The sequence below is a fragment of the Fulverythrobacter fulvus genome (assembly GCF_037154085.1).
Classification (GTDB): domain Bacteria; phylum Pseudomonadota; class Alphaproteobacteria; order Sphingomonadales; family Sphingomonadaceae; genus Andeanibacterium; species Andeanibacterium fulvum.
The window spans coordinates 520,031-540,305 of sequence record NZ_JBANRM010000001.1; the positions used below are offsets into that span (position 1 = coordinate 520,031).

A 20,275-nucleotide genomic window follows, 5' to 3' on the forward strand; every position below is an offset into this window, starting at 1 on the left:
AAGAAAAAGGAATTCTACGTGGCCGAGGAAAAGAGCGGCGCGGCTATTCTGGTCGAGAGTCTGGTCAAGCAGGGGGTCGAATATGTGTTCGGCTATCCCGGCGGCGCGGTGCTTCCGATCTATGACGAGCTGTTTTCCGATCAGCGTATCCGCCACATCCTCGTCCGGCACGAAGCCGGCGCGGCGCATGCGGCAGAGGGTTATGCCCGCTCCACCGGCAAGCCGGGCGTCGTGCTCGTCACGTCGGGTCCGGGCGCGACCAATGCCGTCACCGGTATTGCGGACGCCTTCCTGGATTCGATCCCGCTGGTGGTCATCACCGGGCAGGTCGCGACCAACCTGATCGGTTCGGACGCGTTCCAGGAAGCCGATACGATCGGCATCACCCGCCACTGCTCCAAGCACAACTACCTGGTGAAGGACCCGGCCGACCTCGCCGCGACCATCGACGAGGCGTTCCAGATCGCCACGACCGGTCGCCCCGGCCCGGTCGTGATCGACATTCCCAAGAACGTCCAGGTCGCCACCGCGATGTGGCATGATGGCGAAGTGCAGCGCAAGATCCGCTACTCGCCGCAGACGGCGGGCAGCGTGGAAGACATTGCCGAGGCAATCGAACTGATCGCCAATGCCCAGCGCCCGATCCTCTATACCGGCGGCGGCATCATCAATTCCGGCCCACTGGCCACTGAATTGCTGCGCCACTTCCAGTCGCTCACCGGCGCGCCCGTTACCAGCACGCTGATGGGCCTGGGCGCCTTCCCGCACGATCATGCCGACTGGCTGGGCATGTTGGGAATGCACGGCACTTACGAAGCCAATCTGGCGATGAACCAGTGCGACGTGATGGTCTGCATCGGCGCGCGCTTCGATGACCGCGTGACCGGCCGCCTCGATGCGTTCTCGCCCGGTTCGACCAAGATCCACATCGATATCGACCGTTCCTCGATCAACAAGGTGATCCCGGTCGATCTGGGCATCGTGGGCGATTGCGCGACGGTGCTGGAACAGCTCATCACCGTGTGGGGCAAGCGCAAGGCCGCGGATCTTTCCGAATGGAAGGCGCGGATCGAAGGCTGGCGCGCGCGGGAAAGCCTCGCCTATCCTGCCAAGAGCAAGAGCGGCGACATCATGCCGCAGTTCGCGATCGAGCGTCTGTTCGCCCTCACCCGCGAACACGATCCGGTCATCACCACCGAGGTCGGCCAGCACCAGATGTGGGCCGCGCAATATTTCGGCTTCGACAAGCCGAACAAGTGGCTGACCTCCGGCGGTCTGGGCACGATGGGCTATGGCCTGCCTGCCGCAATCGGCGCGCAACTCGGCAATCCGGACAGCCTGGTGATCGACATTGCCGGCGAGGCATCGATCCAGATGAACATCCAGGAACTCGGCACCGCCAGCCAGTTCCGCCTGCCGGTGAAGGTGTTCATCCTCAACAACGAATTCATGGGCATGGTCCGCCAGTGGCAGGAACTGACCTATGAAAGCCGCTATTCGAATTCCTATTCGGACAGTCTGCCCGATTTCGTGATGCTGGCCGAGGCCTATGGCTGGAAGGGCATCCGTATCGAGGATGAAAGCCAGCTCGACGCCGGGATCAAGGCGATGATCGAGCATGACGGGCCCGTGATCGTCGATTGCCGCGTGGCAAAGGAAGCGAACTGCTTCCCGATGATCCCGTCGGGCGCCGCACATACCGAGATGCTGCTTTATGGCGACGAGGTTGCGGGCACGATGGAAGACGAAGCCAAGGCACTGGTGTAAGGGGCGCCCGAAATGAAGATTCAGCAGCGAGCATCCGAACGCCACGTGCTCACCATCATCGTCGACAACGAGGCGGGGATTCTCGCCAAGATTGCCGGCCTGTTCACCGCACGCGGCTATAATATCGACAGCCTGACCGTGGCGGACATCACCGAAAACCACGCGGTCAGCCGCATCACCATCGTCACCAACGGGCCGCCGGCCGTGATCGACCAGATCCACGCCCAGCTGGAACGGCTGGTGCCGGTCCACAAGGTGATCGACCTGAGCGAGGAAGGCCCGCATATCGAGCGCGAGCTGGCGCTGATCAAGGTGGCCGGCAAGGGCGAGAACCGCGTCGAGGCCCTGCGCCTTGCCGATGTGTTCCGCGCCAAGGTGGTCGACACCACGACCCAGAGCTTCATCTTCGAACTCACCGGAACGCCCGACAAGATCGACAGCTTCGTCACGCTGATGCGCGAACTGGGGCTGGTCGAAGTGGGCCGCACCGGGGTGGTCGGCATGATGCGCGGGCCGGAAGGCTCATGACCTCCCTGCGGACGGCATTGCTGGCGGCTGCATGCACGGTTCTCGCCGTGCCTGCGACAGCACAGCAGGACGGAGAGCCTGTATTGGCTCCCGTTTCCAAGTCGTCCGGCAAGGACGTCTGCATTTCGCAGACCCCGGATGAAGCCGCCGCGCGCGCCTGTTTTGACGAACAGGTCGCCTGGGCCTGGGATGAACTGGGCAAGTCCTGGTTCGCGGCTCTGGCGGCGGTTGGCGGCACCGGAACTCCGGCAGGTAAGGCCCTGGTCGCCGAAAAAGACGCCTGGATGGAATATCAGGCGGCCGCGTGCCGCTTCTATACGGTTGAACGGAACGGGCTGGTGGAATACGGGCTCACCCAGCGTTGCCAGCAGATGCTCATCTCCGCCCGCGCGGCGGATCTGGATTTCAACGTTTCGAAAATTCCCGCAGATCTGCGGCACGGGTCCTGATCATTGAATATGTCGCCGCCGTGGCGGTGAAGCGAAAGGATAGTTGACGTGAAAGTGTATTACGACGCCGATGCGGACCTGAACCTGGTCACTGGCAAGAAGATCGCCATTCTCGGCTATGGCAGCCAGGGCCACGCCCATGCGCAGAACCTGCGCGACAGCGGCGTGAAGGAAGTGGCCATCGCGCTGCGTCCCGGCTCGGCTTCGGCCACGAAGGCAGAAGCTGCCGGCTTCAAGGTGCTGAGCAACAAGGAAGCGGCCGAATGGGCCGACATCCTGATGATCCTCGCACCCGACGAACACCAGGCCGCGATCTGGGAAAACGACCTGAAGGGTAACATGAAGAAGGGCGCCGCCCTTGCCTTCGCCCACGGCCTCAACATCCACTTCGGCCTGATCGAAGCTCCGTCGGACATCGACGTGATCATGATCGCGCCCAAGGGCCCGGGCCACACCGTGCGCGGCGAATATGTGAAGGGCGGCGGCGTGCCGTGCCTGATCGCCGTCCACCAGGACGCCAGCGGCAATGCGCATGACATCGCCCTTGCCTATGCCTCGGGCGTCGGCGGCGGCCGCAGCGGCATCATCGAAACCAACTTCAAGGAAGAGTGCGAAACCGACCTGTTCGGCGAGCAGGCCGTGCTGTGCGGCGGCATCACTCACCTGATCCAGGCCGGTTTCGAAACGCTGGTGGAAGCTGGCTACGCCCCGGAAATGGCCTATTTCGAATGTCTCCACGAAACCAAGCTGATCGTGGACCTGCTGTATGAAGGCGGCATCGCCAACATGCGCTATTCGATCTCGAACACGGCCGAATATGGCGACATCGTCACTGGTCCGCGCATCATCACCGAAGAAACGAAGTGGGAAATGAAGAAGGTGCTGGAAGACATCCAGTCCGGCCGCTTCGTGAAGAACTTCGTGCTCGACAACCGCGCTGGCCAGCCCGAACTGAAGGCGAGCCGCAAGGCCGCCGCGGCTCACCCGATCGAGCAGACCGGCGCCCGCCTGCGCGCCATGATGCCCTGGATCGGCGCGAACAAGCTGGTCGACCAGACCAAGAACTGATCCGCGTTCCATTTTGCGGAAACATGCGCCGCCGGCGGGATCATATCCCCGCCGGCGGCGTTCTGTTATCCGTCCTGCGCGTCAGACGCATGGGCAGTAGACTTTATCAAACCGGCACGCCAAGGTGCCGGCCATCCATTCCATGGGCTAAACTCAAAGGGAGGAATTCAAGGATGCGTAAAGTTCAAATGGGTATCGCGGCGCTCACCGGCGCGGCCCTGCTCTATGTCGTGGGCGCTCAGGCGCAGAACGGCGATCTCGGCAGCCCGGGCAAGGCCGACGCTTCGGTCGTCACCGCCGGCACCTATGCTGCCGATCCGGGCCACACGCTGGTCGGCTGGAAGGTGAATCACTTCGGTTTCTCCGACTATTTCGGCCTGTTCGGCGACGTGAAGGGCACGCTTAAGCTCGATCCGGCAAACATTGCCGCCAGCTCGGTCGAAGTGACGATCCCCGTAGGCAAGGTCACCACCGCGAATGCAGGCCTGACCGCTCACCTGCTGGCGGCAGGCAAGGACGGCAAGGCCCCCGATTTCTTCGGTGCCAGCCCGGCCGACGCCACCTTCAAGTCCACCTCGGTCAAGTCCTCCGGCGGCAACAAGGCCACCATTACTGGCGACCTCACCCTCAATGGCGTGACCAAGCCTGTGACGATCAACGCCGAATTCGTCGGCGCCGGCGCCAACCCTTACAGCAAGAAGGAAACCGTCGGTTTCAAGGGCACCGCGCGCATCAAGCGTTCGGAGTTCGGCATCAACTTTGCCGCGCCCGCAGTAACCGATACGGTCGATCTGGACATCGCGGCTGCTTTCGAAAAGCAGTAAGCCTATCGCGTCATTGCGAGGGACCGAAGGTTCCGTGGCAATCCAGGGCCCATTGCGTGGCGCCCTGGATTGCTTCGCGGCATTGCCGCTCGCAATGACGACACTGGCTTTTCCGCCCGCCTGCCAAACCTTTTCCTTGAAAAATGCCGTGCGATTGTCCATCTGCACAAATGATGACGAACCGCTCGCTCCTTAGCCTGCTTCGACTTACACGCCCTTAGGCGTGTCATCCCGCCTGCGCGCATCGCGCATGGCACCCCGCCTAAGGGCCACCCAAAAATCTGCAGTCGAAACAGCAGCGCACCTTGCCGTGCGCGCATCAGGCGATAAGGCACAATTCCATGGCGATGCTCAAAACCCCCGGCGAGAAATACCGGCCCTTCCCGCAGGTTCCGATCACGGACCGGCAATGGCCTTCGCGCACGATCACCAAGGCGCCGCGCTGGCTCTCCACCGATCTGCGCGACGGCAACCAGTCGATCATCGATCCGATGGATGCGGTGAAGAAGAACCGCTTCTTCGACACGCTGGTGGAAGTCGGCCTCAAGGAAATCGAAGTCGGCTTCCCCGCTGCGGGCAAAACCGAATTCGACTTCATCCAGGGTCTGGTTCGCTCGGGCAAGATTCCGCAGGATGTAATGATCCAGGTGCTGACTCAGTCGCGCGAAGATCTGATCCGCACCAGCTTCGACAGTCTGGAAGGCGTGCACGCGGCTATTGTGCACCTGTATAATGCGGTGTCCCCGGCGTGGCGCGACATCGTGTTCCGCATGAGCAAGGCCGAAGTGAAGGAAATCGCCATCAAGGGGGCGAAGATCCTGCGCGACGAGGCGGCCAAGCGCCCCGATACGGACTGGTATTTCGAATATTCGCCGGAAACATTCTCCACCGCCGAGCTGGATTTCAGCCTGGAGGTCTGCGAGGCGGTCATGGACGTGCTGCAACCCACTGCGGATCACCAGCTGATCCTGAACCTGCCGGCTACGGTCGAGGCGGCAACGCCCAACGTCTATGCCGACCAGATCGAATATTTCTGCCGCAACATCCCCCGGCGGGAAACGGTGGCGATCAGCCTGCACACGCATAATGACCGGGGCACCGGCGTGGCCGCGGCCGAACTGGGCCTGATGGCCGGTGCGGACCGCGTGGAAGGCTGCCTGTTCGGCAATGGTGAGCGCACCGGCAATTGCTGCCTGGTTACAGTCGGCCTCAACATGTACACGCAAGGCGTTGATCCGGAACTGGATTTCTCCGACATCGATTCCATCATCGAGACGGTGGAATATTGCAACCAGATCCCGGTCCACCAGCGCCACCCCTATGGCGGCGAACTGGTGTTCACCGCCTTTTCCGGCAGCCATCAGGACGCGATCAAGAAGGGCTTCGAAGCGCAGACCAAGCGCAACGATCAACTGTGGCAGGTGCCCTACCTGCCGATCGATCCCGCCGATCTGGGCCGCAATTACGAGGCAGTGATCCGCGTGAACTCGCAGAGCGGCAAGGGCGGTTTCGCCTGGGTGCTGGAACAGGATCAGGGCCTGAAACTGCCCAAGAAGCTGCAGGCGGACTTTTCGAAGCACGTCCAGCGCATTGCCGATGAGCTGGGCCGCGAGCTGAACGCCGCCGATATCTGGCAGGTCTTCCGCGAGAGCTATTTCATCAAGGTCGACAAGCGCCGCTATCGTCTGGTCGATTTCGAGGAAAGCCGCACGCAGGACGGCACCCGCCTGTTCGTGGGCACGGTCGAAGTCGACGGCCAGGCACAGAGCGTTTCCGGGCGCGGCAAGGGCCTGATCTCTTCCGTGCTGGCGACGCTGAAGGAAACCTTCGGCCTCGAAATGGAAGTGCTCGATTATACCGAGCATGCGCTGGGTCAGGGAACTGACGCACAGGCTGCCGCCTATGTCGAATGCGCCCTGCCCGATGGCCGCACCGTATGGGGCGTGGGGATCGACGAGGACGTCGCCTCTGCCAGCGTGCGGGCAATCCTTTCCGCCGCGAACGGCGCTGCACGCGAGACGGCCTGATGAAGCGGCCGGGAGGGATGAAGCGGTTTCTGGCCGCATCGCTCCTCCCGGTGCTTATTCTCGCCTCGGGCTGCGAAATCCGCCGCGAGCACGATGAAGCGGCTGACCGGGCCGAAATCCACGCTCTGCTGAATGCCTATGGCTCGACGCTCGATGCCCGCGATTTCAACGGCTTTGCCGGCCTGTTCGCCAAGGACGGGACCTATGTGGCCGGCAATGGCAAGGGTGTGAGCGGAACTCAGGCCGGGGCAATGATGGAACAGGTGTTCGCCAGCAATGCGCTGGGTTTCCGCGAACCCAACTTCCACGTCTTCTTCAACGAAGTCATCACGCTGGAAGATGCGGACCATGCACATTCCACCTCCATGTCGTTCTACATGGTACCGGGCGAGGACGGGCGTCCAGTGGCAGCCATGATGGCCCGCTATCATGACGAACTGGTGCGCGAGACAGGTAAATGGAAATTCGCCCGCCGCAGGGTGGAAAGCCTGATGCCCCCACCCCAGCCCTCCGCATCCGGCGGGGCGCAGCAGGGGCGCTAGGTCCTCACTTCACATATTTGGCGTACCAGCCCAGCCAGCGCTGCATCCGGTCCACGATGTAGCTCGGTCGCGTAAAGCCGTGGGTCTGATCGGGATAGACCACCAGTTCGGTGTCCACTCGCCGCACCTTGAGCGCCTGATACATCTGTTCGCTGGCCCAGGTCGGCACATTCACGTCAGCCGAGCCGACCATGAACATCGTCGGCGTGGTGATCCGGTCGGCATGGAGGAACGGGTAGGAGTTCTTGATCCACACATCCGTGTTCTCCCAGGGCAGGCCCAGTTCGACGTCATATTCGACGACATATTGGTCCGTACCGAAGCCGAGCAGGACATTGGCGATCGACGCACCGGCCATGGCCGCCTTGAAGCGATGGTCAGAGGTGACGAGGTAATTGGTGGACATGCCGCCATAGGACCAGCCGCCCACCACCAGTCGTTCGGGGTCCGCAATGCCCCTGGCCACCGCATCGTCCACGGCAGCGAGATCGTCTTCCACGTCCACCGTGCCCCAGGCAGCGTTGATGCCCGAGGCATAGGCCGTACCCCGCCCGGTGCTGCCGCGCGGATTAGGCGTCAGCACGGCAAAGCCGGCGCCGGCGAAAACCTGCTGCCACATGTCGAAGCTGTAATCGTACTGCGCCGCCGGGCCGCCATGGGGATGCAGGATGGTCTTGAGCTTCTCGCCCGCCTTTGCCCCCACAGGGACCATCACGAAGCCATGAACTTCAGTGCCGTCCTTGCTCTTGTAGGACGTGAACTTGGCATCGGCGAAATCGATGCCCTTCATCCAGTCGGCATTATGGCTGGTGAGCGGCCGCAGCTTGCCCGCGTCCAGCGCGTAAAGCTCGAACGGCTTCGTCGGCGTCGAATAGGTCACCACCGTGCGGCTGCCGGAGGAACTGGGGCTGCGCAGCACGAATTCCCCGCCTGACACAACCGACACCTTGCCCCCACCTGAGGGCACGGAGGCGAGCTTCATCTGCCCGTCATCCTCCACGATGAAGCGCAGCGCCTTGCCGTCGGCGGTCCATTCCGGATTGTAGACATTGCGGTCCTGCCCCTTGGTAAGGATCGCGGGCTCGCCGCCGCCGGACGATACGACTGCAAGGTCGCTCGCCGCATACCACAGCAGCTTGGGATCGCCGCCGCGCACATAGGCGATCTTCGACCCGTCAGGGCTCCACACCGGATAGGACCCGAAGTCCGGATTGGCGTCCGCCCCTTCATAGGTGGTGAGTTGCAGCGGCGCGGCACCGGGCGCATCGACGCGCGCGACGAAGATATCGTAATTATGCGATCGCTCCGCATCCGGCCCCCGGCGCGAGACGAAGGCCACGCGGCTGGAATCGGGCGACCAGGCCGGGAATGCCTCGTCATAATCGCCATCGGCCATGCGCTGCGCCTTGCCGGTGGCGAGATCGTAGAGCCACAGGCGCGAACGTTCCTTGCCCAGATAGCCGACGCCGTCGATCTTGAAGTGATAGCGGTCGATCACGATCGGCAGCGGAATGTCTTCGCCATCCTTGGTCTTCTTCGGATCTTCGGGCTTGTCGGCCACGATCAGGGCAAGGCGCTTGCCATCGGGCGACCAGGCGAAATCCTCCACCGATCCCTCGATGCCGTCCACTGGACTGGCCTCACCGCCTGCCATGGGCAAAATCCAGAGCCGGGACTGCTCCTTCTCGTCATTGCGGGAGGAGAGGAAGCCGACCTGTTTGCCGTCAGGGCTGAACTTGGGGCTGCTTTCGCTCTCCCCCTTGCGTGAAGTGAGCTGGCGCGGGCCGCTACCGTCCCAAGGGGCGAGCCAGATGTGAGAGACCGGCTCGTCCGCGTCCAGATCCGCGCTCGTCACCGTATAGACCGCCGCATCGCCCGAGGGCGAAAGGTCCGGCTCGGAGACGAGAATCTCCTTCACTTGGTCCTCGGGCGTCACCGGGCGAGCCAGCGCGGTGAGCGGCTGAAGCGAAAGGACGAGCGCAGTAGCGGTGAAAAGCAGACGCATGGAACATTTCCCCCGGTTTCAGAGGATACTTCTTACGCGTTTGAAGCGCCTGCACAATCCCGGGGTGGCTCTCGCGAGCCCACCCCGGAAGAAATTTACGCCACGCCCAGATGCTTTGCGGTCGACCAGTTGCCGTGCAGACCCTGCCTGATCTTTACGGGCAGCTTGGCCCGCGCAATCGGGCCTTCATCGATCCGCTGCGCATCGAAGAAACACAGGTCCGAATAATTGGCTACATGATCGTCCACCAGGGCGACGATATAGCCCTCGCCTTCGGCGGCATTGGCCGATTTGGGAATGAAGCAGGGCTCCTGGATGCCGCTGGTCGGGCCCGGCCACCAGCTCTTGGTGTCGCCGGTCGAAAGATCGATGTGACACAAGGTGTTGAGCGCGCCCACGAAGGGCCCCGGAGGGCCTTCATAGCGGGCATGCGGATCGAAGGCGATCATCCAGCCATGGCGATAGGCCTGCCCGGCGTAACGGTCGTCGATCCGGGGGAACTCGTCGGCGATGCTGGTCATCTGCTCGACCTGCTCGAACTCCTCCCCATTGCTCGACATGTCGACTGTCCAGCGGGTGAGATAGGAGAGCCCGCCGATGGGATCGAACGGTGCGCCGGTCACGTCGGGGAAGAAGGGGAAGCTGTTCTTCGCCGCGATGGGCAGGTCGAAATAGATCTTCGTGCCATCGTTGAAGGCATTCATCACATGACCGGTGAAGCAATTGGCCGGCGCCTTGAACCAGCGCAAATCCTTTGCCGTGGCGCCCGGCTTGCGCGGCAGCACCGCCAGCCAGGTGGGCAGCGAATGATCGAACCCGAAATAGGGCATCCGCTTTTCCAGCCGCTCCATGTTGGTGATGCAGGGCATCACGTTCCACACGGCGTAATCCTGCGTAATGCCGAAATCGTGCATCATGCACAGATACTTGTTCTCAAACGGAATTTCGAACAGCAACTCGCCCGAGGGGCTGATCTCGAAATAACTCATGTCATAGGTCATCGGCCCCTTCGACATGTAGGAGAAGGCGCACATATTGCCCGTGACCGGATCGATCTTGGGGTGGGCGCAGAAGGTCTTCGCCTCCAGCCTGCCGCCGAAATCGGTATAGCCGAAGCTGTCCAGCGAATTGGGGTCCATGACGAGACAGGGGCTATCCTCCTTCATCGCATAGAGCTTGCCGGCGTGGACCATCACATTGGTGTTGGCCGTGCCCCTGATCTGCCCCGCGACGGAAGGATCGTCGGTCAGGTGGTTGCGATAATGGCCGAAGAGCGAGCGCCCGGCCTTGTTCTCCAGCTTCCACTTGTCGGTATGGGCATAACGCTGCCTGAAATCGACCTTGCCGTCATGCACGCGGAACATACTGACCATGCCGTCGCCGTTGAAGAACTGGTCGTCCTCGAACATCGGCGCGAACTGGTTATCCGGATGGACACGGTGGAACGCGCCGTTGAGTTCGGCCGGAATCTCGCCTTCCACTTCCATGTCGAGAATATCGCCCTGCAGGCGCAAGGGCCGAAGCGTCCCGGTGAAACCCGGATTGTTCGGAAAATGGGTCATCGCATCGTCTCTCCGCATGAGTTCTTGGACTCGTGGCAGCAGAGCGATAGCTCGCGGGCCTCCCCAGCGAATTGATCGAAGGCAAAACGCTATCCGGCGGATCAAGATTGCGCCGTGTGGCCGGGGGGCGCGAGGGGGGAGTACGCCCGCCCGGCCGGCGGATCAGTCGATCCGCATGGCGATCTCCGCCTCACCGTCGCGGGTACGCAGGGTCAGGCGATCCCCTGTGCGGCGGTACTGGAAGAGGAGATCTCCGTCGGGAATGAAGAGTTGACGCTCGTTGACCTGATAGGATTGCCAGATCTCGTCACCCTCGTCCTTCCCGCCGGGATAGGTAATAAAGTCGTTGTCGTTCGTGATCTCGATCACGTCGCCGCGCCGCACATCGCTGACGCCTTTGAAATAGGTAACCTTCCAGCGACCGACCAGTTCAAGCGGGCGCAATTCAGCCGGCACTTCTCCCCGATACCCCGCCAGATAGGCCATCCGGTCGCGCAGGCTACCGATCAGTTCCTCTTCATTACCGAAGCCCTCATGCCCGCCGGCAGACAGGCGGCTGTCCAGCCCGTCCAGCGTGGCGAAGGCCGCCTTCTTGTCATTGCGGACGTGATATTGATCGAGCGCCTGGGTGAGCGAGACATATTCGTCCACCAGTGCCATGGCCGCCCCCAGCCGCGCGGGCGCGGGGCCGTCGGGCTGTGTCACCGTCAGCCGGTCGCCGCCCTCTTTGCCGGTGACCGCATCGACATAGGCCAGCTTCACCTCCAGCAGCGGACTGCCGGGGTCGAGCGGCGCCAGCGGCAGGTGATCGCGCGCGGAATCCCGCCCGAGCGAGGCGTAGATTCCACCGCCATTGCTCGAAAGGAAAGCCGTGCCGATCGTCACGGTGACGGTGCCGTCCTGCGCCTGCGTCATCAGCCCATCGGGCACGCCGAACACGCCGGTGATCGCATAGCCTTCGGGCGGGGTCATGGAGATCGCGATGTTCTGCGCGACCTCGCTGGTCATGTTGCGGAATTCCTTGTCGAACAGATCGCTCGCCCTGCGATCCTGCTCGATGAAGAACAGATTGCCGCCCGGCGCGCTGGAGACCCTGGCGGCCAGCGCACCGTCATAATGCACGCCCACGCCGATAGTGGTGAGTCCAACCCCGCGCGCGGAACCGGCACTGGCCTGTGCCATGAAGCCTGCCGCGCTGGTGTTCCCGACATTGGGGTTTTCGTCAGTGAACAGCATCAGCCTTGTCTTGCCCCTGCTCTGCGGCAGTTCGGCATAGGCCGTGTCGTAACCCAGCTTCAGCCCGGCCTCGAGATAAGTGGAGCCGTCGATCTGGATGGAATCGATTGCGTTCAGAATGTCTCCGCGATGGCCCGCCACATCCATTACCGGCAGGTGGACATTGGTCGTGGAGCCATACAGGACGATCCCGAAGCGATCTGCCTCGCCCATTTGCGAGACCACCGAAAGCAGCGCTTCCTTGACCTTGGCGATGGGCGCCCCGTCCATCGAGCCGGAACGATCCACCACGGCCACCAGGCTCAGCGGCGCGGCCTTCCAGCTTTCCGCATCGATGTTGGAATCGAAATCCAGCCCCACAAACCACGCATCCTGCGGACGCAGCGGCAGGTCGGCCTTGATTGCATGGCCCACCAGGCAAAAGGTCTGGCGGCAGTTCTCGCGGCGCGGCAGGGTCAGGTCGTGCTCGCCCAGTAGACCCTCCATGGTGAGGCTGCCCAGCGGCGGCATGAACTCATTGCCGCCATCGAAGGATATTTCCCGGAAATGCCGGATGTCCTGTGCCCCGCCTTGCCGGATGGTGCCGGTAACGATGATCGGAGCGTAGAGCTGCTCATCCTCCTGCTCCTCCTGCGCGAAGGCGGGTGCGGCCAATGCACCCAGCATCGCCGCCGGTACTGCGCCCGCAAGTAATGCGCGGCGGATCGAATGATGGAATTTCATCGTCATGCCCCTCTCCCGTCATGCGACTCAATTGGGAGGAGGCTATACGAAATTTTCCAGAATAAGAAGGAATTTGTAATTTTGTTATTCAACACTACAATAATTGTAAGCGAATCATACTAAATCATATAATATGCTTACTACACCGGACCGAGCGGAACGGGCTTTTCCGGCACCCACTGCACTTCCACCCTGTCGCCGCTGCGCACTTCCCCGCCCTGCAGAACGATTGCCATCACGCCTGCCTTGCGGATCAGCGATCCATCGGCAGCGCGGCCCAGCACTGCCGCCATGGTGCCCGGCGCAATGTTGTCGTCGATCTGGCGGCATGGATTGCGCAGGCCGGTGATCTCGATCAGCACGTCCCTGCCAAGCGACAGCCGCGTTCCGGCGGAAAGGCCCAGCAGGTCGATACCGCGTGTGGTAATATTCTCACCCAATTGCCCCGGCGCCACGTCGAAACCCTTGCTGGCCAGTTCGTCCAGCAATTCAGCATGGATCAGGTGAAGCTGCCGCAGATTGGGGGCTGCCGGATCTCTCGCCACGCGGGATCGATGCTGCACGGTGCGGCCTGCATGCGCATCACCCTCCACACCCAGCCCGGCGATGATGTGTAACAGGCCGCGCGGTCGCTTCGAAAAGCGATGTTCGCCATCGCTGGCCAGAGCGACGATAGTTCCCTGCATGGCCAGATGCATCGCTCAACATCCCTTGCCGGGCAAGACTTTCCTACAGATACAGCTGCGTGCTAGAACCATCCTACAAATGCAATTAAATTGTTTATATTCAATATATTGACCTCAAGCCTGCCTCTCGCCAAGCGCCGGATACCAAAGCGGTTTTTCGTGTAACAGGTGTAACACCCCCCCGGTCAGTGCGGCCGAAATCTGAAACGGAGCATCCCATGCCCCTGCCCGCCTCCCTTGCCAATCTGCGCATCCCGGTGATCGGCTCTCCGCTGTTCATCATCTCGAACCCTGATCTGGTGATCGCGCAATGCAAGGCCGGGATCGTGGGCAGCTTCCCCACGCTCAACGCCCGCCCATCGGGCATGCTGGACGAATGGCTCCACCGTATCACCGAGGAACTCGCCGCGCATGATCGCGACAATCCCGACCGGCCCGCCGCGCCCTTCGCCTGCAATCTCATCGTTCACCGTTCCAACCCCCGGCTGGAGGAAGACGCAATGGTGCTGGCCAAGTGGAAAGTGCCGCTGGTCATCACTTCGCTCGGCGCGATCGAGGACATCAACAAGGGCGTCCATTCCTGGGGCGGCATCGTGCTGCACGACATCATCAACCAGCGCTTCGCTCACAAGGCGATCGAAAAGGGCGCGGATGGGCTGATCGCCGTGGCAGCCGGTGCGGGCGGCCATGCCGGCGCGCAATCGCCCTTCGCCCTGATGCAGGAACTGCGCGAGTGGTTCGACGGGCCAGTGGCGCTGTCGGGCGCGATTGCCCATGGCCGCTCGATCCTCGCCGCCCAGGCGATGGGGGCAGACCTCGCCTATATCGGCTCCCCCTGGATCGCGACGCCGGAGGCCAATGCCATCGATGCCTACAAGCAGGCCATCGTGGAGGGCGCGGCAGCGGATATCGTCTATTCGAACCTCTTCACCGGGGTGCACGGCAATTATCTGAAAAGCTCGATCCAGCGCACCGGGCTCGATCCCGACCATCTTCCAGAAAGCGATCCCTCCACGATGGACTTCGCCAAGGCCACCGGCAGCGAGGCGAAGGCGTGGAAGGACATCTGGGGCTCGGGCCAGGGGATCGGCGCCGTGAAGGCCGTGGAGCCTGTTTCCGTGCGGGTCGCCCGGCTGGAGGCCGAATATCAGGAAGCCAAGCGCGAGTTGGCGATCAAAGCCGGCCTGTAAGCCTCGTCAGGCCGGAACTTCCTCCGCAAGGAAGTCCGGCACCGGTCGACCCGCCAGCCAGCCCAGCGTCGCGTCCCTGAACAGGCTGGCACCGGTGAGACTGCGAGCAGGCAGCCAGCAGACTGCGGCGAGACCGGGCAATTCGCACAGGCGCACGCCCAGCAGCATGAGCGAGCGCAGCACCGGCTCCAGTCCCTCCCCGCCCACCAGATGCGGACCGGGCGACAGGGTAACCGCTTCGCAATGGGTGAGCGAAGGCAGCAGGCCGAAACGGCGGGGATGGAGCAGCAGCATGCCCGGATCGCCGGGAGCAAGGCCTCGCAAGTCGAACGTGAGGCCGTTGACGCAGAGCTCGAGCCAGTCGCCATCCCCGCTCCGCGAATTGCGGGCGGAGGAGTCGAAGGTGATCGAAAACTCTCCCGATGCGGCAAGCGCGCGAACCGCACGCGGCTCTGGCCGCGCGGCAGCATCGAAGAGTAGCGAAAGTACCGGCGCGGCCTGACGGCCGCCTGTTGCGACTTCCCGTTTAATGGCCTGCCCCCTCAGTCCTTGTGCCATAAGGGTGACGCGAAAGGCCTGCCGCGTCGAGCCCCCGGCCCGCACAACCGCGTCCAAATCGGAGGAATCGTCAGAAGATTCCCAGCTTCGCGCCCTCGGCAAGGGCAGCCCCGAGGTCCCTGCATTGTGCCAGATCGGCTGCAGGAACATGTTTTTGGGCAAGGATCGCCTCGGGCGTCTGGGCGGCCAGATTGACAATCAACGGATCGGCCACACGCCGCAGGCGCCACCCGGTAACGATCCGGTCGATCTGCGCCTGCGCCCCGTGCCCGTCGGAACCGGCCGCAATCAAAGTGGCGTAGGCATGCCCTTCGACCCGGCCAAGCAGGGGATAATAGCAGCGGTCGAACAGTTCCTTCATCTCGCCGGTCATGCTGCCGAGATTTTCGGGGCAGACGAAGAGATAGGCCCGTGCGGCCAGCAGATCTTCGGGCTGGGCATCCCGTGCCCGAACACACCGCGCGTTCCTGCCTGCACCCTCTGCTGCCGCCCGCGCCATCGCCTGCGCCGCGCCGGTTCGGCTGTGCCACAGGATCAGCAGGGGCGGAGCCGTTTCATCCATACCGCAAGCATCCGGGATGGCGCGCCATTGTCAATCGCCCCGACTCCGGGTTAGGCCGCAGGCATGGCAACCCATGGCACATCGGCAATTTTCGGAGTTGAACGCTCACTCGCGGGGCGCAGCTGGCGCTGGCGCGGCGGCAATATGGATCTGGGCGAAGGCTTTGCCGGAATGGCGGGGCTGGAACAGGACCTCGTCACTCAACTCCTGCTAGCGAGAGGTGTCGACCATGACGATATAGAGCGGCACCGCTCCCCCACCCTGCGCAGCTTCCTGCCCGATCCGAGCGCGTTCTGCGATATGGACGAAGCCGCTCGCCGGCTTGCCGAGGCCGTGCTGGGGAACGAGACGATCACCGTTTATGGGGATTACGACGTAGACGGGGCCACCAGCGCCGCCCTGCTGATCCGCCTGCTGCGCATGCTGGGGCATGAGGCGCGCTATTACATCCCCGACCGGCTGCTGGAAGGTTACGGCCCTTCGGGCGAGGCTCTGGTCCGGTTGGGCGAGGAAGGCTCCAGCCTGATCGTAACGGTCGATTGCGGAGCAATGGCCCATCAGGCCCTTTCCATGGCGCATGCTGCAGGGGTGGACGTGATTGTGGTGGACCACCACAAATGTTCGACCGAACTTCCAGTCGCTGCCGCGCTGGTGAACCCCAATCGCCTGGACGAAAGCGACACGGGTGCCGCCCACGGCCATCTGGCCGCAGTCGGCGTGGCATTCCTGCTCGCCATCGCGACCGTGCGTACCCTGCGCGAACGCGGATATTTCGAAACCCGGCGGGAACCCGATCTCTTCGCCCTGCTCGACCTCGTGGCACTGGGCACGGTAGCGGACGTTGCCGCGCTGCACGGCCTCAACCGCGCACTGGTGGCGCAAGGCCTCAAGGTCATGGCCAAGCGCGAGAATACCGGCATGGCCGCCCTGATCGACGCGAGCCGCCTGAACCGGGCTCCTACCTGCAGCGACCTCGGCTTCGCACTCGGCCCGCGAATCAATGCGGGCGGACGTGTAGGCGAATCGACATTGGGCGTGAGGCTGCTCACCACCGAAGATCCGGAAGAAGCGCGCGCCATTGCCGCGCAGCTTTCCGTACTCAACGAAGAACGCCGCGCGATCGAGGCCGCCGTGCAGGAAGCAGCCGAGGCACAGCTGGCCGCGCAGCATAACCGTTCGGTGCTCGTGCTGGCGGGAAGCGGCTGGCACCCCGGCGTGATCGGCATCGTGGCGGGACGAATCAAGGAGAAGACGGGTAAGCCGGCTCTCGTCGTTGCGCTCGACGCGGATGAGGAAGGGCGCGGCAAGGGCTCTGGCCGTTCGATCAGCGGCGTGGATCTCGGTTCGGCCATCATCGCCGCGCGCGAACACGGGCTTCTGGTGGCAGGTGGCGGCCACGCCATGGCGGCGGGGCTCACTGTAGAGCCCGACAAGCTCGATTCGCTGGCGGACTGGCTGGACGAACGCCTTTCCGCCGCCGTGATGCGGGCGATGGAGGAACGCTCCATGCTGCTGGATCTCGCTCTGGCACCCGGCGGACTGACCCCGAATCTTGTGGAAACTTTGGAAAGCGCGGGGCCTTTTGGAGTCGGCTGGCCTGCGCCGCGCATCGCCGTGGGGCCTGTGCGCCTCGTAAAAGCGGATATCGTCGGCAAGGATCACGTGCGCCTGATTGCCAGCGGACGCGATGGGGGATCGTTCAAGGCCGTAGCCTTCAGAGCCGCGGAAACCGAGCTTGGGCAGGCCCTACTCCACGGTTCGCGCGGGCGCAGCCTGTGGCTGGCAGGGCGCGTGAAGCTCGACGATTGGGGCAGCAGGCCACAGGCAGAACTGCATGTCGAAGACGCAGCTTGGGCCGATTGAGACAAAAGCGTTTCACAGGGGTTGACCGCACGAGAAACCGCCCGTAGATGCGCGGCCTGCCACCGACGTGGCCCCTTCGTCTAGCGGTTAGGACGCGGCCCTTTCACGGCTGAAACACGGGTTCGATTCCCGTAGGGGTCACCACGGTGGGCATGGCTTCGAGCCATCCCACCCGGTGAATTGAAATCATCGCCTTCTACCGGATCGCCGGCAAACGGCCCCTTCGTCTAGCGGTCAGGACGCGGCCCTCTCACGGCTGAAACACGGGTTCGATTCCCGTAGGGGTCACCAGCTCCCAGTTATGACAAGCTTCCGTTGCCTCTTGGCGATGCGCCATCAGCGCGGCTAAGCGCGAAGCGCAATGAGCGAGTTCCGTTCCAAACCCTGGCCCGGCGTATTGATAGCGCTTGCGACCGGAATCGGCATGATAGTGGCCGGGGCCGATCTCTGGCTGATCGCGGCCGTGCTGCTGCTGTGGGTATGCTCGCTCTGGATTGCGCGTCCGGTCGAACGGATGGTGCAGCCGCAGACCGATTCCGTGCAGCTAACCCGCGACGGAATGCGCGACATGATCGAGCAGTTCAGCCTGCCGCTGCTGCTGCTGGATCGGAATCGCATCATCATTGCCAATTCCGCCGCGCGCGTCGTCTTCGGCAAGCATATCGTCGGCCAGGATGCCCGCGTGGCCCTCCGCCATCCGCAGGCGATCGCCCTGCTGGACCGCAAGCGCGATGGATCGGCCACGATCCAGGGCCTCACTACACCGCGCAGCATCTGGAAGGTCACGCTGCACTCGATCAACGATCGCTACTGGGTGATCGAACTGCATAACCGCACGACCGAAGCCGATATCAGCCGCGCCCATACCGATTTCGTCGCCAATGCCAGTCACGAGCTGCGCACGCCGCTCGCTTCGATCATCGGTTATGTCGAAACGCTGACGGAAGAAGGGGATTCGGTCGATCCGGCAACCTCTGCCAAGTTCCTCGACACGGTGCTACGCGAGGCACGGCGGCTACAGAGCCTGGTGAGCGATCTGATGTCGCTTTCGCGCATCGAAGCGGAAAAGCACGATCAGCCGGCAGAGCAGCTCGATTTCGCCAAGCTGGTTTCCAAGGCTGCACGCGATGCCGGCGCAGCAAAGGACAAGGGGCGCGTCTCGATCAGCGTGCCCGATACGGAAGTGACGGTGCGCGGCGATACGCAGCAGCTCGAGCAGCTGGTCCGCAATCTGGTGGACAATGCACTAAAATATGGTGCGCAGGATCAGCCGGTGAACGTGGTGCTGAAGACGGAGGAAGGCGACCGCGCGGTTTTCACCGTGACGGACCGCGGCGAAGGCATCGATCCGGAGCATATTCCACACCTGACCAGGCGCTTTTACCGCACCGATCCGGGCCGCAGCCGGGCAGCGGGCGGAACCGGGCTGGGCCTAGCGATCGTGAAGCATATTGTGGAACGCCATCGGGGGCGCCTCGACATCACCAGCAAGAAGGGTGAAGGCACGGTTGTGACCGTGAAATTACCGACTATCGAACAGACTCGGTAGTCTTGTCATACATGTGTCACATAACTCCAACATCGCGCGGGCAGTCAGCCACGAGGCATTCAGCCTCCCAGTCCGGGACATGACCATGAAGACTAAAGCACTTCTCGCCCTTCCCCTGATTTCCGCCGCTCTCGCCCTGTCGGCCTGCGGCAGCAGCGGCGATAACGCAACGCGCGACTCGATCCGCGCCGTGGGTTCCTCCACCGTCTATCCCTTTGCCAAGGCCGTGGCCGAGTCGCTCGCACGCTCGAACCATGATCTGAAGTCGCCGATCATCGAATCGACCGGCACTGGCGGCGGCATGAAGCTGTTCTGTGCCGGCCTCGGCGCCAGCACGCCCGACATCACCAACGCTTCGCGCCGGATGAAGAAGTCCGAGTTCGAGGAATGCCAGGCCAATGGCGTGACGAACATCGTCGAAATCCAGGTGGGCCTCGACGGCATCGCCTTCGCCGCCGACAAGGGCGGGATCGAGATGAATCTCACCCCGGCGATCATCTACAAGGCTCTCGCCGCCAAGCCGTTCGGCAAGGAACAGACTGCCAAGACCTGGAAGGATGTCGATCCTTCGCTGCCCGCCGATCCGATCCTCGTCTACGGTCCGCCCTCCACCTCCGGCACGCGCGACGCGCTGAAGGAACTGATCCTGGAGAAGGGTTGCGAAACCGATCCGGCGATGAAGGCTCTCAAGGAGAGCAATGAGGACGAATTCAAGCAGATCTGCACCGAAGTCCGCGGCGACGGCGCTTATGTCGACCAGGGCGAACAGGACAATCTGATCGTCCAGAAGATCGAGAGCAATCCGAAGGCAATCGGCGTGTTCGGCTATTCCTATTTGGAAGAAAACGCCGACAAGCTGAACGGCCTCAAGGTCAACGGCGTCGTGCCGACCTATGACAACATCTCGAGCTTTGCCTATCCGGGCGCCCGTCCGCTCTTCATCTATGTGAAGAAGGACCATCTGGATGCGATCCCCGGCCTCAAGCAGTTCCTCGCCGAATGGGTGAAGAACTGGGGCAAGGACGGCCCGCTCGCCAAGATCGGCATGGTCGTGAGCCCCGATGACGTGCTCGCCAAGAGCACCAAGGCGGCTACCGAATACACCGTCCTTTCCGCGTCCGATTTCGAATAAGGAC

Annotated in this window: 17 protein-coding genes and 2 tRNA genes; 13 read left to right on the forward strand and 6 right to left on the reverse strand. The window is 62.8% G+C overall.

Going from position 1 to position 20,275, the window contains the following annotated elements; genetic code table 11:
* The first annotated feature begins 18 nt into the window (after positions 1 to 18).
* The 7 genes from ilvB (at position 19) to WFP36_RS02450 (ending at position 7,205) form a co-directional block, all read left to right on the forward strand.
* Positions 19 to 1,767, forward strand: coding sequence for a biosynthetic-type acetolactate synthase large subunit (ilvB, locus tag WFP36_RS02420; protein ID WP_336977526.1), 1,749 nt, complete (start codon positions 19 to 21; stop codon positions 1,765 to 1,767).
* A 12-nt stretch (positions 1,768 to 1,779) separates the two neighbouring features.
* A complete protein-coding gene (gene ilvN / locus WFP36_RS02425; protein ID WP_336977527.1) occupies positions 1,780 to 2,295 on the forward strand; it encodes an acetolactate synthase small subunit in 516 nt (171 codons plus the stop codon).
* Positions 2,292 to 2,744, forward strand: coding sequence for a lysozyme inhibitor LprI family protein (locus tag WFP36_RS02430; RefSeq protein WP_336977529.1), 453 nt, complete (start codon positions 2,292 to 2,294; stop codon positions 2,742 to 2,744). The genes ilvN and WFP36_RS02430 overlap by 4 nt, the downstream gene beginning before the upstream one ends.
* A 48-nt stretch (positions 2,745 to 2,792) precedes the next feature.
* On the forward strand, positions 2,793 to 3,812 hold the full coding sequence (gene ilvC / locus WFP36_RS02435) for a ketol-acid reductoisomerase (RefSeq protein ID WP_336977531.1): 1,020 nt from the start codon (positions 2,793 to 2,795) through the stop codon (positions 3,810 to 3,812).
* A gap of 173 nt (positions 3,813 to 3,985) precedes the next feature.
* A complete protein-coding gene (locus WFP36_RS02440; RefSeq protein WP_336977533.1) occupies positions 3,986 to 4,636 on the forward strand; it encodes a YceI family protein in 651 nt (216 codons plus the stop codon).
* Between the two features lie 341 nt (positions 4,637 to 4,977).
* Positions 4,978 to 6,663: a 2-isopropylmalate synthase gene (gene leuA, locus WFP36_RS02445; RefSeq protein ID WP_336977535.1), complete on the forward strand. Its 1,686-nt coding sequence runs from the start codon at positions 4,978 to 4,980 to the stop codon at positions 6,661 to 6,663.
* Positions 6,663 to 7,205: a nuclear transport factor 2 family protein gene (locus tag WFP36_RS02450; protein ID WP_336977536.1), complete on the forward strand. Its 543-nt coding sequence runs from the start codon at positions 6,663 to 6,665 to the stop codon at positions 7,203 to 7,205. Before leuA ends, WFP36_RS02450 begins: the two co-directional genes overlap by 1 nt.
* 4 nt (positions 7,206 to 7,209) lie before the next feature.
* Here WFP36_RS02450 and WFP36_RS02455 read toward each other — a convergent pair whose 3' ends face one another.
* From WFP36_RS02455 to WFP36_RS02470, 4 genes are all read right to left on the reverse strand, one after another.
* Positions 7,210 to 9,210 (reverse strand): S9 family peptidase, encoded by a 2,001-nt coding sequence (locus tag WFP36_RS02455; RefSeq protein WP_336977538.1) that lies wholly within the window; start codon positions 9,208 to 9,210, stop codon positions 7,210 to 7,212.
* Between the two features lie 95 nt (positions 9,211 to 9,305).
* The gene (locus WFP36_RS02460) at positions 9,306 to 10,772 is read right to left on the reverse strand and encodes a carotenoid oxygenase family protein (RefSeq protein ID WP_336977540.1); all 1,467 of its coding nucleotides are present in this window, start codon (positions 10,770 to 10,772) and stop codon (positions 9,306 to 9,308) included.
* 162 nt (positions 10,773 to 10,934) lie between these two features.
* Positions 10,935 to 12,737, reverse strand: coding sequence for a vWA domain-containing protein (locus tag WFP36_RS02465; protein WP_336977541.1), 1,803 nt, complete (start codon positions 12,735 to 12,737; stop codon positions 10,935 to 10,937).
* Between the two features lie 134 nt (positions 12,738 to 12,871).
* Entirely contained in the window at positions 12,872 to 13,417 is a 546-nt protein-coding gene (locus WFP36_RS02470) for an MOSC domain-containing protein (RefSeq protein WP_336977543.1), read from the reverse strand.
* Positions 13,418 to 13,635: 218 nt separating this feature from the next.
* Between WFP36_RS02470 and WFP36_RS02475 the strand changes: the two genes are divergently transcribed.
* Complete coding sequence (locus WFP36_RS02475; RefSeq protein WP_336977545.1) at positions 13,636 to 14,607, forward strand: NAD(P)H-dependent flavin oxidoreductase; 972 nt, start codon at positions 13,636 to 13,638, stop codon at positions 14,605 to 14,607.
* A gap of 6 nt (positions 14,608 to 14,613) precedes the next feature.
* Here WFP36_RS02475 and WFP36_RS02480 read toward each other — a convergent pair whose 3' ends face one another.
* Positions 14,614 to 15,165, reverse strand: a complete 552-nt coding sequence (locus WFP36_RS02480) for a hypothetical protein (protein ID WP_336977547.1) — start codon at positions 15,163 to 15,165, stop codon at positions 14,614 to 14,616.
* Positions 15,166 to 15,235: 70 nt separating this feature from the next.
* Positions 15,236 to 15,727, reverse strand: a complete 492-nt coding sequence (locus tag WFP36_RS02485; protein ID WP_336977549.1) for a flavodoxin family protein — start codon at positions 15,725 to 15,727, stop codon at positions 15,236 to 15,238.
* Between the two features lie 63 nt (positions 15,728 to 15,790).
* Here WFP36_RS02485 and recJ point away from each other — a divergent pair, with 63 nt between their 5' ends.
* The 5 genes from recJ to WFP36_RS02510 all read left to right on the forward strand — a co-directional run bounded on the left by recJ (position 15,791) and on the right by WFP36_RS02510 (position 20,271).
* Positions 15,791 to 17,590: a single-stranded-DNA-specific exonuclease RecJ gene (gene recJ, locus WFP36_RS02490; protein WP_336977551.1), complete on the forward strand. Its 1,800-nt coding sequence runs from the start codon at positions 15,791 to 15,793 to the stop codon at positions 17,588 to 17,590.
* Between the two features lie 69 nt (positions 17,591 to 17,659).
* Positions 17,660 to 17,734 (forward strand) — tRNA-Glu (locus WFP36_RS02495).
* 72 nt (positions 17,735 to 17,806) lie between these two features.
* Positions 17,807 to 17,881, forward strand: a tRNA-Glu gene (locus WFP36_RS02500).
* A 70-nt stretch (positions 17,882 to 17,951) separates the two neighbouring features.
* A complete protein-coding gene (locus WFP36_RS02505) occupies positions 17,952 to 19,139 on the forward strand; it encodes a sensor histidine kinase (RefSeq protein WP_336977553.1) in 1,188 nt (395 codons plus the stop codon).
* Between the two features lie 85 nt (positions 19,140 to 19,224).
* Positions 19,225 to 20,271: a substrate-binding domain-containing protein gene (locus tag WFP36_RS02510; RefSeq protein ID WP_336977554.1), complete on the forward strand. Its 1,047-nt coding sequence runs from the start codon at positions 19,225 to 19,227 to the stop codon at positions 20,269 to 20,271.
* Positions 20,272 to 20,275: the final 4 nt, after the last annotated feature.